Source organism: Yersinia sp. FDAARGOS_228 (assembly GCF_002073315.2).
Taxonomy (GTDB): domain Bacteria; phylum Pseudomonadota; class Gammaproteobacteria; order Enterobacterales; family Enterobacteriaceae; genus Yersinia; species Yersinia intermedia.
Genome location: NZ_CP020409.2, coordinates 4512639 through 4528365, shown reverse-complemented (window position 1 = coordinate 4528365; position 15727 = coordinate 4512639). Strand labels below are relative to the sequence as shown.

Genomic DNA, 15727 nt, shown 5'->3' with positions numbered 1-15727 from the left:
GGGGCACTTTTGCGCCATGCTCCCCCTCGTTTTACCTTTACAATAATAAAAAATCATCAACATCGCGCCACGCCGGAAACGCTGCGCGATAGTGCTGCAATGCGTCTAAAGACAACTCAGCATCCAGTTGCGCAGCCAGTCCCGGTTCTGCTTGCGCCAACACCTCGCCTTGAGCATCCAGAATCACACTGTCGCCCTGATAGTGATGGCCGTTATCATCATCGCCGACCCGGTTACATCCGGCGACGTAAGCCTGATTTTCTATCGCGCGCGCTGTCAGTAAACTTTGCCAGTGTTTGGCACGGGGAGCAGGCCAGTTAGCCACATACAGAGCCAAATCATAATCTTGCAAATTACGTGACCACACCGGAAAACGCAGGTCATAGCAAACTTGCATCAAGATTCGCCAGCCACGCCATTCCACCACCTTGCGCTCTTTGCCCGCTTGATAGTGATGGTGCTCACCGGCCATGCGGAATAAGTGGCGTTTATCGTAGTGATGAACCCGCCCACTCGGTTCAACCAGCAGGAAGCGGTTCACGGCACCCTGCGCGGTTTTCAGCGCCACACTGCCGCCAATCAGAGCGTCAGTAGCGGCGGCCCAATGGCGCAACCAGTTAATGACCTCTTGCTCTGGCAAGGCATTTTCAGCCGCATTCATGGCAAAGCCGGTGGTAAACATCTCTGGCAACACAATTACATCACGCTGCCGGAGTGGCTCCAACAGCATGTCAAAATGGCGCAGATTAGCCTGCGCATCCAACCATACCAATGGCTGTTGCAGCAGGGTCAGTTTTAAAGTTGACACAATCGCTCCGCAGCGGCGTCCAGCGTGGCATCCTGCTTGGCGAAGCACAACCGGATCAGTTTATGGGGGAACGGGCCTTCACAGAATACCGATAACGGTATTGCGGCCACGCCGATATGTTCGGTTAACCATTGGCAAAATTCAACATCATCAAGATCAGAAACCGCACTGTAATCAGCCAACAGGAAATAGGTGCCTGCGCTCGGTAGGATTTTCAGGCGGCTGGTGGACAGAGCATTGACGAAGCGATCGCGACGAGCACGATAAAATTCTGACAGTTGCTGCCAGTGCTCAGGTTCAGCATTGAGCATATCCGCCAATGCGAGCTGAACCGGCGTGCAAACCGAAAAGGTCAGATATTGGTGAATTTTTCGCACTTCGGCACTGATAGCTGCGGGGGCGATGCAATAGCCCACTTTCCAGCCAGTCATATGAAAGGTTTTGCCGAAAGAGGACACGGCAATGGCGCGCTGGCGCAGTTGCGGATGAGCCAGCACACTGGCATGGCCTGCGGCGCTAAAGCAGATGTGTTCGTACACCTCATCGCTCAGCACATAGATATTACGTTCAGCAATCACTTGCCACAGTTGTTCAAAGTCTGCCGCCCGCCAAACGGTCGCTGAAGGGTTATGCGGCGTATTGACGATAACCAGACGGGTGCGTTCAGAAACCAGATCAGCGAATTCAGGCCAGTCGGTGGCGAATGTTGGGGGTTTTAGTGCCACGCGCTTGAGTATACCGCCCGCCAATTTAACCACCGGTGCATAGCTGTCGTAGCTGGGGTCAAAGCAAATAACTTCGTCGCCTGGGCGTACCAAAGCGGTAATGGCGGCAAACAAGGCTTCGCTGGCACCGGTAGTGATAGTGACTTCGTCATCGGCATCGGGCTGCCACCCGTAGATTTTAGCCGTTTTCTCTGCAATTGCCTTTCGCAGCGGTGCCACGCCGGTCATTGGGGCATATTGGTTCGCACCTTGGCTGACGTGATAGGCCAATTGCTGTTTCAAATAGTCTGGGCCATCAAAATCGGGGAACCCTTGCGATAAGTTTATCGCTTGGTATTTTTGCGCCAATGCACTCATTTGCGTAAAGATTGTGGTGCCTTGTGCCGGCAATTTACTGTCTGGAATAAAGGATAAAGTGCTCATGCAGATGAATACTCCTGGCGCGGTATGTTGCCGTCAATATAACACGATGTTAAGATTTGGCAATCAAGACGCTTAGATGTTTAAACGGCTAAATGACGTAATTTGCTAAGCATAGATAAAAATGTACTAAGGGTAATCGTCGGGCAGATAGCGGTTGCCAAATGTGATGACACACCTACACCACAACAGGGATATGCAATGACAGAAAATGTACAACTGGAGGCACTGTTAGCCGCCTGCCATTGGATCGGAGAGAAGGGCTGGTGCCCGGCGACCGGTGGTAATATGTCCCTGCGGCTGGACTCGGCTCACTGTCTGGTTACCGAATCAGGTAAAGATAAAGGCAGCCTCACCGCTGACGATTTTCTACTGGTAGAAACTGCCAACAACCATGTTCCCAGTGGGCGTACACCGTCAGCGGAGACCGGCTTGCATACCTTGCTTTATCGTCGGTATCCAGAGATCAATGCGGTATTACATACTCATTCAGTGAATGCCACTGTGTTATCGCGGGTTGAGCGTAGCCATGAATTAGTCTTGCAAGGCTATGAAATGCAGAAATCGTTATCAGGTCAGCACAGCCATTTAGATGCAGTTGTCATCCCTATTTTTGACAATGATCAGGATATTTCCGCGCTGGCCCAACGGGTTGCCGCACTGGCAGATAATAACCCGCTTCGCTACGGATTTTTGGTGCGCGGCCATGGCCTGTATTGCTGGGGAAATAGCGTGGCACAAGCCCGTCGTCATCTGGAAGGGCTGGAATTCTTGTTCCAGTGTGAACTGCAACGTCGATTAGTTGACGTAAATTTTAATGTGGGGGCTAAATGATCCAGGCTATTGTTACCGATATTGAAGGTACCACCAGTGACATTCGCTTTGTCCATCAGGTGCTGTTCCCCTATGCCCGCGAGCGACTGACGCCTTATTTACGTGCACACCAGCAGGATGAAGAGATTGCCACTGCGCTAGCCAGTTTGCGCCATGAACTTGCACAGCCGGATGCTGATATAGAAACCTTGATTACCGCGTTACATGGTTTTATGGATGAAGATCGTAAATCCACAGCATTGAAAGCGATTCAGGGCATTATCTGGCGCACCGGTTATCTGCAAGGGGATTTTCTCGGCCATCTTTACCCAGAAGTGGCCCAGCAATTGGCCGACTGGCAGCAACAGGGGGTGGGGTTATATGTCTACTCTTCTGGCTCGGTTGCTGCGCAGAAATTGCTGTTTGGTTACAGCGATGCAGGGGATTTACGCCCGTTATTCAGCGGCTATTTTGATACCCATGTCGGTGGGAAACGTGAGGTGAGTTCTTATCAGAATATTGCGCATCAATTAGCTATCGCACCGCCAGCACTGCTGTTTTTATCTGATATCCGTCAAGAGCTGGACGCCGCTCAACTGGCGGGCTGGCATACTTGCCAACTGATTCGCGACTTACCTGATAACGAAAGCCACCACCCACAGGTGAGTCGTTTTGATCAAATCATTTTAGAGGATTTTACAGCATGAGCGGATTAACGATTTTTAGTGATAAGCAGCCGGAACAAGCGCTGTGGCAAAGCCGTGATGCTGAAGAAATTCAACAGCAACTGACCGCCATTGGTGTGCGCTTTGAGCGCTGGCAGGCAGATCGTGAACTGGGTGAAAACCCACAACCAGAGGCGGTGATTGCAGCTTATCAACATGAGATTGACCGGCTGGTGGCAGAGAAGGGTTATCAGAGCTGGGATGTGATCAGCATGCGGCCCGATAACGCCCAGCGAGAAGTGTTACGCGAGAAGTTTTTATCGGAACATACTCACGGTGAAGATGAAGTGCGCTTTTTCGTTGCAGGGTCAGGGCTGTTCTGTTTGCATCTGAACGGTAAAATTTATCAAATTTTGTGCGAAAAGAATGATTTACTCTCTGTGCCTGCCAATACTCGCCACTGGTTTGATATGGGGTCTGCACCGAATTTCACGGCTATTCGGGTATTTGATAATCCTGAGGGGTGGGTGGCGCATTTTACTGGCGATAAGATAGCCGATGCTTATCCACGTTTGGATTGATCCCCTTCGCACTTGAAGCCGCAGCGGTGTTAGCCAGGCTTGCTTATCTGCGACTCCAATTACTTTGGGGATAAAATTGCAAACATTGCTAATTCTTTGGTTGGAAGAAGCCTGCCGCCACTTGTTCTGGGCTAATGACGCCGCTGTCTAATACCCAACCACTGATCAATGCCGCCGGTGTGACATCAAATGCCGGATTATACACCGCGGCATCTTGTGGTGCCCAATGGCAACTGCCAAAGCTGCCTGAGACACCGGTCACTTCACTGGCGGCACGCTGCTCGATTGGGATCGCTGCACCATTCGGGCAGTTTGGATCATGGGTGGTGTGTGGGGCGGCAACATAGAACGGAATATGGTGATAGTGGGCCAACACCGCCAAACTGTAGGTGCCTATTTTATTTGCCACATCGCCGTTGGCGGCAATGCGATCTGCGCCAACCCAGATAGCATCCACTTTGCCCTGAGCCATCAGGCTGGCAGCCATCGAATCACAAATCAATTGATATGGAATACCTAACTCACCTAACTCCCAGGCAGTTAAGCGGCCGCCTTGCAGTAAAGGACGGGTTTCATCGACCCACACCTGCTGAATATTACCTTGCTGATGGGCTTTCAATAATACGCCGATAGCCGTACCAATGCCTGCCGTAGCGAGGCCACCGGTATTGCAGTGGGTTAGCAAGTTACTACCCGGTTTAACCAGTGCCGCCCCATGCCGGGCAATGCGCTCGCACAATTCGCGGTCTTCATCCACCAAGTGTAGCGCTTCGCGGACCAACGTATCGACCCAGTTCGCTTGTAGTAAAGCTTGCTGCATCCGTGCCAGATTGTTCATCAAATTAACCGCCGTCGGGCGGGATTCACGCAGCGCAATCAATGCCTGCTCAAGTTGAGCTTGCGGCAAACCACGTTCTGCCAGTAAAGCCAATAATAAACTTGCTGACAGTCCAATGAGCGGTGCACCACGGACTCGCAATGTTTGGATATGACCAATCAGTAACTCTACCGTATCAGCTAATAGCCACTCCTGACGCTGTGGTAATGCCTGCTGATCGAGTATCCAGAGCTGGTTATCGATAATTCTTAAGCTGGTGGTCTGTAAATCGAGCCTGTTAAGCGTCTGCATAGTGAGTTAAATCCATGTTGCGTTATTGCATCTGGTTTCTTATTCTGCCAACATATCTTACGGATGTGTAGACGTCTATATGGTTTTACGCCTAAATGCGGATTTTTTTGCTCTACAGGGAATAATTTCACGGCTAAGCAAATGGTTGGCGGTGAGTGAATTAGAATCAGGTAAAGAACAAAGAGGTTGAAGATGTCGCGCTACTATACATTTACTGCTGCGGATGCTGTTGAATATGCTCGCCAATTTGGTCAGGTTGCTGATCCACTGACTTTAGTGACGGCCGATGAAATTGGGGATGGCAATCTCAATCTGGTGTTTAAAATCCGTGATGCGGCCGGCGTCAGCCGGGTGATTGTCAAACAAGCACTGCCTTATGTGCGCTGTGTCGGGGAGTCTTGGCCGTTGACCTTGGATCGCGCCAGAATTGAAGCGCAAACCCTGCTGACACACAGCCAATTTTGCCCGCAACACACGGTCAATGTACTGCATCACGATGCTGAATTGGCGGTTATGGTGCAAGAGGACTTATCTGATCACCATATCTGGCGCAGTGAACTGCTGGTCGGTAAACACTATCCGCAGGCGGCAGGACAACTGGCAGAGTATTTGGCGCAAACCTTATTCCATACCTCAGATTTTTATCAGTCGGCACAAGCCAAAAAAGCAGCGGTGAGCTGCTATACCAACCCAGAGTTGTGCCAGATTACTGAGGATTTATTCTTTACTGACCCTTATATTGACCACGAACGTAATAATTTTGATCCGGCACTCTTAGCTGATGTGCTGGCCTTGCGCCAGGATAATACGCTCAAGGTGGCAGTGGCCTCGCTCAAACATCGCTTCTTGAGTAAGGCCGAGGCATTGTTGCATGGGGATATTCATAGCGGTTCAATTTTCGTTGCTGAGGGGCGTTTGAAAGCTATTGATGCCGAATTTGGTTTTTATGGCCCAATCGGCTTTGATGTGGGTACCGCGCTGGGAAATTTACTGCTCAATTACTGTGGATTGCCCGGTTTGGCAGGCCCGCGCGATGCCGCAGCCGGCCGTGAACAACGGCTGAAAGATGTGCATATTCTCTGGCAAACATTTGCCAGCCGCTTCGTGGCATTAAGCCAGCAAAAGGCGCAGGATTTGGCTTTAGCGACCGAAGGATATGTACAGCAGTTCCTGCAACAGGTTTGGCAGGACGCGATAGGGTATTGCGGCACTGAGTTAATTCGGCGCACTATTGGTCTGGCACATGTTGCTGATCTGGATAGTATCGCTGATGAAGAGATGCGCCAGGCATGCCAGCGCCATGCTCTGAGTTTAGGGCGAACCTTGATATTGGCGGCACCATCCATAAGTAATATAAATGATTTGATTGCTCGTATTCGCCAGAATGGGTAGCAATAATCATTATGCTACAGCGTGATGATGAATATAGTAACCCCGTTAAGAAATACGGGGTTTTTTATTATTTAAATCACTATCACTTGCTGTGATTATAAATATGTGGAATAGCATTATTCATATTTAAGTAAGTTGCTTCTGTTTAGGCTAGATTAAAAAATATTGATTTTTTTGTTGTCATTATTGGCGTTCTTTATGGCTTATTATTTTACTTTATTTAGTTGCAATTAGTGTAATTAGGTTGATGAGTGTTAATTATAAAGTGTGTTTTCATTTGGTTGTATTGTTACCACCCTATCTATATAAAATCAAATCAATTTAAGGTTGTATAGGTAAGGGCGGATTATTATTATTTCATGTCAATAATGGTATATCTACCATAAATAACTATTTGTTATAAATATGAACTGGCTATTAGTCTGAAACAACAGAGATTACTCTTTTTGGTGTTTATATTTATTCAATTTCCACACTATTCTAATTTTATCCTATATTGGGTTTAATGAAATAATTAACTTGATAATTAAAAAATAATCATGCGGGCCAGTATTAAATAACGGAGGATTTTATTATTTAAGCTGGTGTTATCATAATGCTAAGCAGGCGTATTTTATGCGATATTTTTATTATCCAGAAAAATCATGGTTTCAGACTAAATTGAGTTCCAACGCACTAATGTTTATCCTTTTTTTTTGCTCACAGGCCGTTGCTGCTCCTCAGGTCATAAATGTACCGAATGCAGGTGTAATTAGTAACGAAATACGGCAAACAACACCGGTGCCATTGCGTGCGCCACAGGACGCTGAAATCAAGCTTCCACCTTTGCTCCCTCCTGCATCGTTCGGCGGTTCTAACTCGGCGGGAAGCATCATGTTGCGTGAGGTTAGATTCGAGGGTGATACCCAGTTATTGCGGCACAGTAACGGAAATAATAAAGCACTACGTGCCGTAATTACGCCTTGGTTGGGGCAGCAATTAACCTTTAATGATTTACAAGCCATGACATTAGCGGTAACTCGCTTTTATCGACAACAAGGATTTGTTGCCACTCAGGCAATATTGCCACCACAAGCTATCCGTGACGGTGTTGTCATCGTTCGTATTATTGCTGGCAGATTAGATAAACCGGAGGTCAATAATCAGAGTCGGTTGAATACTGATTTTGTTACTGCGGTGATTGAAAGTAATAGTTGTAGCAAAGAAGTGGGTTTTTTTGGCAATAAAGATTGTGCCGCTTCTCCGGCTGAATTATCTCGCCTTGAACGAACCAGCCTTATTCTTAATGATATCCCAGGGGTTGATGCTGCTTTGGCATTAAAACCAGGAACCCAATCTGGAATGACAAGGGTCTATGCTGATATTACCTCCAGTCAAACCGCGATGGGGTACCTCGGCGTAGATAATCAGGGCAATGATTACTCTGGTCATAATCGGTTATTAGTGGGGGGCGCGCTGAATAATATGATGGGTTGGGGGGATCAGTTACGAGCTAATTTTATTTTATCCAGCTCGGCAGATGTATTCAATGGCTTATTGGATTATAACTTCCCAATTAATACGTATGGTACCCGTGTAGCGCTAAATTATAGCTATTTGGATTATACCCTTAAGGGGCCTTTCGAGGTATTGGATGCGCGTGGTCATTCTAATAGCTGGGGGGTTAATTTACGCCATCCGTGGATCCGCAATTCGGCGGCCAGAATTGATGTGAGTACCGGGTATTATCAGAGCAAAATGCGTGACTCACTCATTATGCTACCGGAACAAAAACGCAATCTGGATGCGGGTGAATTGGGCATTTATGGCACGTTTACCGCAGTACCTCGTGGGCTAAGTAATTTCAATTTACTGGGTACCGCAGGCCATCTGTCATTAGATGATGAATTCAGTCAGAGTATGAATTCCTTGACTGGTATTGGCGGCGCTTTTGCCCGTTTTAATTATCATGCCGGTCATGATCAGGGTTTTGGCTCTTATTTTTCTTTCTTCAATCAATTTACCGGCCAAATAGCCAGTAAAAATCTTGATAGCTCACAAAAGCTGTTGTTGGGTGGGCCATTGGCGGTTAGGGCTTACGGTATTGGTGAAGGGGCGGTGGATAAAGGCACACTTTTCACCACTGAATTACGTACCCACTGGCAACCCCCATTCCCGGCTTGGACTGGTATGGGGAATCAAATCACTTTTGCTGCATTCTTTGACCAAGGGTGGGGGTCTTATTATCGCCAACCTATCGCAGGCATGGCGGGGAATAATATCAACCTGTCTGGCTTTGGTGCCTATATCACTCTCTCTCGTCCGGCAGATTATTCCTTGAATCTGACTTGGGCACATCGAACCGGCCAGGCTGCAACTCCTCAACCGGATAATGACCAATTCTGGCTTAGTGCTTACAAGATGTTTTAGCGCTTATCGGCATATTTGTCAGATTTAATGGACGTGAATAATGAACAGTAAATTATACAAACTTATTTTCTGCCGTCGGTTGGGATGCTTAATTGCGGTGGGAGAATTTACCCGAGCTTACGGACGATCATTTTCGTCTATCGGCAAAAAGGTCATTAATGATAGTAATACGAAAGCGGGAATACTCAGCCATCTGGCAATAATGACGGGTGTAGCTCTTGGTACATTACCGCTACTGGTATTTGCCCATCCCTCGCTGCCCGTTAACGGTAATATTGTTATCGGCCAAGGCCGGTTGGAGGTCCATAACACCACCCTTACTGTGACTCAGCAAAGCGATAAGCTGGCGATCAATTGGGGGAGTTTTGATATCGCCCAGGGGAACAGTGTTATTTATAACCAGCCAGGGCAGCAGAGTATTGCCCTAAATCGGGTACTTGGCCGCGATGCATCGCAGATATATGGCAATCTAAAAGCAAATGGTCAGGTCTTTTTGCTTAACCCGAATGGCATTCTGTTTGGTCGCGGTGCACAAGTTGATGTCGGTGGTTTAGTCGCCAGTACTAAGGCCATGTCTAATAATGACTTTATTTCTGGAACTTATACGCTGACCAGCCGAAGACATGAAGGTAAGTTGGTTAATCAGGCCAATTTACATACCACCAAAGGCGGTTATATCGCACTGATTGGTCAGCAGGTTGATAATCAGTCTTCCGGTGTTATCAACACCCCACAAGGGAAAGTGGCGTTTGCCAGCGGGAGTCGCGTCACCCTTCATCTGGATCACGGTAGTTTGTTGGGCGTGCAAGTTCAGGGTGAGCAAGTCAGTGCTTTGCTGCAAAACGGTGGGCTGATTCAGGCTGATGGTGGCGTTATCCAACTGACCGCGCGTGGCAAGGAGATGTTAATGAATACCGTGATTGATAACACCGGTATTTTGCAGGCGCGCGGTTTGTCTGAAAAAAATGGCGTTATTTATCTCGATGGTGGTAGTGAAGGCGTGGTACGCCAGCAAGGCATTGTAGATGCCAGTAGTCAGTATGGTCGTGGCGGGAGTGTTATCCTGCAAGGCGAAAATGTGCACTTGGCCGCCGGAAGCAAGATTGATGCACATGGTGCTGAGGGCGGTGGCAAAGTACTGGTTGGTGGTGGTTGGCAGGGTAAAAATAATGCGATAAAAAATTCACGCTCAGTCGTCATGGATAAAGGCGCAGTTATTGATGTGTCGGCTTTGGGGCAGGGGGCTGGTGGTATCGCCGTGCTATGGTCTGAAAGTTACACCGGCTTCTATGGCGATATTCATGCCCGTGGTGGGCTACAGTCAGGCAATGGCGGGCAAGTAGAAACATCCAGTAAGCGTAATTTACAGGCTTTTGGTCACGTTGATGCAAGTGCGACTGCGGGTAGCAATGGCAGTTGGTTACTCGATCCGGCAGAAGTCAACATTGTTGGTAGTGGTGCACAGAGTGGTTCATCCGTTCAGGCAGGGGATATCCCTGCCGGATATGGGGTCAATGCACAGGTTTTCATGCCAACGGCTAACGTCGCGCAAATATTGAATAGCAGTATCAATACTCAACTCGATCTCGGCACAAATGTGACGGTGACGACCAATAATAACAGTTTGACGAATTGCCGCTGGTGCAATATTACGCTAGATGCTGATATCAATAAAACAGCGGGTGGTGATGCCACGTTGACATTACATGCTGACGGCAATATTGTCATTAACAATAATATTTCTACCCGTGCTGCGAAACTGAATCTTAATTTATTGGCAGGCAATTCCACTGCAGACTCTGTTATTACATTAAATAATGTTTATGTGTTATTAAATAATGGGGACTTGCTGGCGAAACATGCCGATGATAAAAGCGCAACACGTATTGCTATACAGGGAGGTCGCTATGAGGTTGGCAACCTTACTCTTGAGGGAAATGCCGCAGTAGCATCCCACATCGGGGTGAGTATTAGTAATGCCGCTAATATTTCTGTGGCAGGTGAAACGCGGATAACCGGTGAAAGCAGTAATGCTAATGGGCAAGGGTGGCGTGGTGTTGATATGTCTGAGGACTCTATCCTTACGGGGGTGGGTAATATTTTATTTGCTCTTAAATCTAATTCTAAAATTTCCTGGATGGGTAAGTTCGCTAACGTAACTATTATCGGTGATAAAGATATTACATTCCAGGCAAATGCCAACGGCAGTACATATGGCGGGGTGGATATTGTTAATGGGAATATTTCCTCTAAGTCTGGTAACATTTTGTTTGATGTCAATGGCGACATTTTAACGCAAGCTAATAATGGATTGCGGATACGGGATTCACAAGTTGGTGGGGGTAATGTTAATTTTGGAATAAATGTCACAGGGGTTGATGGTTTATTATTCAGAGATAGTGATCTTACGGCAACTGCTGGTGATATTAATGTGAATACCACTACGACTAATAAAGGGATTTGGATCTCAGGTAACACTAATGTAAACGCCAGTGGCGATATCAATTTGCAGGGGATGACCAGTAATTCTACCTATGCAGGTGCTGATGCCATCAAGATAAGTGGTAACTCCAGTAGTGTTCAGGTCAATATGACTGCCGGTGGTAATATATCGATGGTGGCGGTTAATGAAGGCACAGAAATTGGCACTACTGTTGTTGCGGATTTTGCCAATATAAAAGCGGAGAGCGGCGATTTTAATTTAAACATCAGTGGAGTCAAAGGCAGTCCATTCAACAATGTCAGTATCAGTGCTGATAATATTTTGATGAATGGTAATATCATCAATAATGAAGCTGTATTGATGACGAATACCGTTCTTACGGCTAAAAAAGATATTAAAACCAATTTGACGTCTGCCACGCATAAAGCCTTCAGGTTCAGCGGTAATGGCGCAATGACGGCTGGTCAAGATATATTATTAGTTACCAATACCTCTGCACCCTCTGTGGAGGCCATAACAATCAATGGAACCTCATCTAACAGTGATAAATATCACTGCGGGGAAAGAGATATCAATAACAGCCAATAACCATGGCAATACTTCAGGGGCAGGGGTTGGCATTGATGGGGCTAATATTGAAGCTAAAAGCGGAAATTTCACGATAAATAACAATGGGTCAAAAGGCATAACCTGGGCCAATGTAGATCTCACAGCAAATGAGGTTAACTTTGCCTCTAACTCGACTAGCTCTGCCGGGGTGGCGATACGTGAATCTAATATTACTGCAACAACAGGTGACATTAATGCCAATGTAACATCCCAAAAAGAAGGTATTTTGATTAAACCAAATACCATTTTCAATGCTAAAAAAGATATTAATCTGACGGGGGTTGCCACCGGTGATGGGGAAGGAATTGTTATTCAAGGAGATTCAAATACTTCACGTAATAATCTCATTGCTCAAGGAAATATCACCTTAAACGGTAAAGCTGATACGGGTGATGCTACTCGGCCATCAGTCTATTTATCAAATACGACGCTGACAGCCACTGAGCATAATATTGATATCAATGGTCTGTCAGCGGGGGCGAGAAATGTTTATTTTACTGATGTGGAACTGAATGCCATCGCGGGTAATGTTGCTGTTTATTCTGAAACACAGGCCGCTTTACCTACTTCATTAAGCACTGCATTAAGCCTGGGCGGTAATATCACTATAAAAGCCAAAAATGGCTCGATGATCGGTAAAGCATTTAATACAACGCAGGGCTCAGGCATTGGTTTTAGAGCTAATAGTACCTTGTCGGTTGAAGGGAATATCGCGTTTCAAGGCGAAACAGAAGGCACTGGTGCTACCCGCAAAGGAATTGATTTTAATGGTGCCAATACACTTAATATTGCCAAGGATAGCCAATTGTCTTTTCTCGGTCAAAATAAAGGGGCACAAGTTATCGTTGGTGGCGAGGGGATCACCTATGCAGATGCGGCTCAGCTAACGATAAATAATAATGGCTCTCTCAAAATGGAAGGGCGCTCAACCCGCGGTGTCGGCATTAACTTCTCTACCAATAATAATAGCGTGGTATTAAGTGGTGAGGGTGACACTCTCATTAAAGGCAGTAGTGTCGCGGATACTGGGGTTGCTATTTCCGGTGTAGTTAACAATGGTACTGGCCCGGTCACGATTGAAGGAACCAGTCGCGATAACATCGGTGTTCACCTCTTCAGTGCAGAGCATCAAGTTAATCGTATTAATGTCACCGGGAATTCAACCCATGCTGACGGGCTGCGCATTAGCGGCAATGCCACTATTACTGATGCCACACTGACAGGAGCATCAATTAATGGCAGTGGTGTGAAAATTGATCCATTGCCGGGTTCTAATATTGTCACTCATGTCGTACTGGATAATGCCACGCTCACTGGCAGTAGCACTAATGGCATTGGTGTAGAAGTAGCCAATGATATAAAGGGCATTCATCAGAGTGTGATTAATGGTACGACTAATGGTACCGGTTATGGCATTGAGATAGCAGCGAATTTACATGTCACTGGCACCAGTGAAACCGACTTGCTGACGCTAAACGGTGTGGCAACAACGGATATCGGTACCGGAATAAAACTCAATGGTAATAATGACTTAAGTAATACCAGTTTAAATGGTTCGGCTGTAGATGGTATTGCATTGGATATCACCAGCTCATCCGCCAACCAAGGCAATACGGTATTTAAGGGCACCGCTTCCGGTAGCGGTATTGGTGTGCAGATCAACGGCTTGTTGGATGGCGGTGTGGTGAATGGGGCTGCGACCAGCGGCACTGGTGTTCAAGTCATAGATGGTGTGCTTGATAATAGCCGCATCAATGGTCTTTCGGATGCTGGTAGTGGGGTCAGCGTCAATGGCGACACGGTGCTCAACAACACTGTGCTGGTCGGGAATAGCACAGATGGCAAAGGGGTAGAGATCGTGGGCCGTCTGTCAGGTGGCTACGGCAGCTCAGTACAGGGTGACGTGGTTAACGGCATCGGAATGTATATCGATAGAAATGCCACTCTTACGGGTGGCGACTCAGGCGAGCTGCTTGTTATCAGCGGTAATGCCACTGGTGAGAAAGGCACTGGTGTGCAACTGGAGGGCAATAATACCCTTGATAACACCATGCTGAACGGTAACGCCACTCAGGGTACCGGTGTTGATATTACCGGTCCGCTGGTGAATAACGGCAATACTCGCGTGGTGGGTATTGCCACTGGCGGCAACGGGGTGGCGTTGAACGGGGCTATCGCTGGCGGTACGGTCAGCGGCACCTCAGACAGCGGTACGGGTGTCAACGTGGATGGTGATACCCAACTTAACACCACTCTCCTGAACGGTAACAGCTCTGACGGTAAGGGGGTGGAGATCGCCGGTAATCTCACTGGCAGTAATGGCAGCGCAGTGCACGGTGATACCACTAATGGTACTGGGGTGGATGTTAACCGTGATACTAGACTCATTGGCGGCGGGCTGGGCGATCTGCTCAATGTCACCGGCAACGCGACGGGTGAAAAAGGCACCGGGATACAATTTGACGGTATCAATATCCTTGATAATACCTCGCTGGCAGGGAATGCCACTAACGGCACCGGGGTAGATATTAACGGCTTACTGCAAAATGAAGGTAATACCACGATTGCTGGTCAATCTGAGAATGGCAATGGCATCCAGCTTGAAGGAGCAGTCAGCGGTGGCACAGTTACTGGTACATCAGCTAATGGCAGCGGCATCAAGGTGGTAAATGACAGTAACCTGGATAACGCCACCCTTAACGGTAACAGCCCTGACGGCAAGGGGGTGGAGATCGCCGGTAACCTCACTGGCAGTAATGGCAGTGCCGTGCACGGTGATACCACTAATGGTACTGGGGTGGACATTGGTAAACAAATCATTCTGGGCGGCGGCCTGGATGATCTGCTCAATGTCACCGGCAACGCTACTGGAGAGAATGGTACCGGCGTGCAGTTTAACGGTATCAATATCCTTGATAACACCTTGCTGACAGGGAATGCCACTAACGGCACCGGGGTGGATATTAATGGCTTACTGCAAAATGAAGGTAATACCACGATTGGTGGTCAATCTGATAATGGTAGTGGTGTCCAGCTTGGAGGGGCGGTTAGCGGTGGCTCAGTTAATGGTACATCAGCTAATGGCAGCGGCATCAAGGTGGTAAATGACAGTAATCTGGATAACGCCATCCTCAACGGTAACAGCCTGAACGGTAAAGGAGTGGAGATCGCCGGTAACCTCACTGGCAGCAATGGCAGTGCAGTACAGGGGGAAACCACTAACGGCAGCGGTGTTGATGTTGGTGAAAACGCCTCGCTCAGTGGCATGGGGCCGGATGATCTGCTGACGGTGACCGGCAATGCGAGCGGTGATAAAGGCGCTGGTGTTCAGCTTGACGGCAACAATACGCTGAATGACACCACCTTAGCCGGTAACGCTATTGATGGGCATGGCGTAGCGATAACGGGGCCGGTATCTAACACTGGCAATACTACCATTAATGGTAATACCGCTAATGATGGCCATGCCGTGCATGTTGGCGGCCCAATTAGTGGTGGTAGGGTGAATGGTAATTCCGTTAATAACCACGCTATTTTCCTCGATGATGATGCAGCGGTAACTAACATTGAGCTTAGCGGGAATACCGGCTCAAATAGGTCACCGGTGTTTATAACCTTGCCGGCGAATATTGGCGAAAATGTGACTATCAATGGCAAACCGGTTGATAAAAATAGTTTTGGGGGTAAATCGATAGAGAGGACGAGCTTAGAACAGATAACGCCGCCTGAGGAG

General features: G+C 47.7%; 8 protein-coding genes and 1 pseudogene. 6 read left to right on the top strand and 3 right to left on the bottom strand.

Features of this window, described 5'->3' with window-relative positions; all coding sequences use genetic code 11:
- Positions 1 to 37: 37 nt before the first annotated feature.
- Both A6J67_RS21190 and A6J67_RS21185 read right to left on the bottom strand, forming a co-directional pair.
- Positions 38 to 808, bottom strand: a complete 771-nt coding sequence (locus A6J67_RS21190) for an amidohydrolase (protein WP_042569249.1) — start codon at positions 806 to 808, stop codon at positions 38 to 40.
- Positions 796 to 1956: a pyridoxal phosphate-dependent aminotransferase gene (locus A6J67_RS21185; protein ID WP_050297404.1), complete on the bottom strand. Its 1161-nt coding sequence runs from the start codon at positions 1954 to 1956 to the stop codon at positions 796 to 798. The genes A6J67_RS21190 and A6J67_RS21185 overlap by 13 nt, the downstream gene beginning before the upstream one ends.
- A gap of 198 nt (positions 1957 to 2154) precedes the next feature.
- Between A6J67_RS21185 and A6J67_RS21180 the strand changes: the two genes are divergently transcribed.
- The 3 genes from A6J67_RS21180 to A6J67_RS21170 are packed head-to-tail and all read left to right on the top strand — an operon-like array spanning position 2155 to position 4012.
- Positions 2155 to 2787 carry a methylthioribulose 1-phosphate dehydratase gene (locus tag A6J67_RS21180; RefSeq protein ID WP_032907097.1) on the top strand — a complete coding sequence of 211 codons (633 nt, stop codon included), beginning with the start codon at positions 2155 to 2157 and terminating at the stop codon, positions 2785 to 2787.
- Positions 2784 to 3473: an acireductone synthase gene (gene mtnC / locus A6J67_RS21175; protein ID WP_050297405.1), complete on the top strand. Its 690-nt coding sequence runs from the start codon at positions 2784 to 2786 to the stop codon at positions 3471 to 3473. The genes A6J67_RS21180 and mtnC overlap by 4 nt, the downstream gene beginning before the upstream one ends.
- A complete protein-coding gene (locus A6J67_RS21170; protein WP_042569252.1) occupies positions 3470 to 4012 on the top strand; it encodes a 1,2-dihydroxy-3-keto-5-methylthiopentene dioxygenase in 543 nt (180 codons plus the stop codon). Before mtnC ends, A6J67_RS21170 begins: the two co-directional genes overlap by 4 nt.
- An 88-nt stretch (positions 4013 to 4100) precedes the next feature.
- On the opposite strand, the gene mtnA is transcribed toward A6J67_RS21170, so the two are convergent.
- Complete coding sequence (gene mtnA, locus A6J67_RS21165) at positions 4101 to 5141, bottom strand: S-methyl-5-thioribose-1-phosphate isomerase (protein ID WP_005189119.1); 1041 nt, start codon at positions 5139 to 5141, stop codon at positions 4101 to 4103.
- Between the two features lie 192 nt (positions 5142 to 5333).
- Here mtnA and mtnK point away from each other — a divergent pair, with 192 nt between their 5' ends.
- The 3 genes and pseudogenes from mtnK to A6J67_RS23585 all read left to right on the top strand — a co-directional run.
- On the top strand, positions 5334 to 6533 hold the full coding sequence (mtnK, locus tag A6J67_RS21160; protein WP_042569253.1) for an S-methyl-5-thioribose kinase: 1200 nt from the start codon (positions 5334 to 5336) through the stop codon (positions 6531 to 6533).
- A gap of 615 nt (positions 6534 to 7148) precedes the next feature.
- Positions 7149 to 8942: a ShlB/FhaC/HecB family hemolysin secretion/activation protein gene (locus A6J67_RS21155; protein WP_080608418.1), complete on the top strand. Its 1794-nt coding sequence runs from the start codon at positions 7149 to 7151 to the stop codon at positions 8940 to 8942.
- A 40-nt stretch (positions 8943 to 8982) separates the two neighbouring features.
- Positions 8983 to 14278 (top strand): annotated as a pseudogene (locus tag A6J67_RS23585) (filamentous hemagglutinin N-terminal domain-containing protein); the annotation flags it as partial.
- Positions 14279 to 15727: the final 1449 nt, after the last annotated feature.

Excerpts from the sequence above, each read along its gene's own strand:
- mtnA (WP_005189119.1), bottom strand. The coding sequence starts at position 5,141 with ATGCAGACGCTTAACAGGCTCGATTTACAGACCACCAGCTTAAGAATT.
- A6J67_RS21170 (WP_042569252.1), top strand. The coding sequence starts at position 3,470 with ATGAGCGGATTAACGATTTTTAGTGATAAGCAGCCGGAACAAGCGCTG.
- A6J67_RS21180 (WP_032907097.1), top strand. The coding sequence starts at position 2,155 with ATGACAGAAAATGTACAACTGGAGGCACTGTTAGCCGCCTGCCATTGG.
- A6J67_RS21185 (WP_050297404.1), bottom strand. The coding sequence starts at position 1,956 with ATGAGCACTTTATCCTTTATTCCAGACAGTAAATTGCCGGCACAAGGC.
- A6J67_RS21155 (WP_080608418.1), top strand. The coding sequence starts at position 7,149 with ATGCGATATTTTTATTATCCAGAAAAATCATGGTTTCAGACTAAATTG.
- mtnK (WP_042569253.1), top strand. The coding sequence starts at position 5,334 with ATGTCGCGCTACTATACATTTACTGCTGCGGATGCTGTTGAATATGCT.
- mtnC (WP_050297405.1), top strand. The coding sequence starts at position 2,784 with ATGATCCAGGCTATTGTTACCGATATTGAAGGTACCACCAGTGACATT.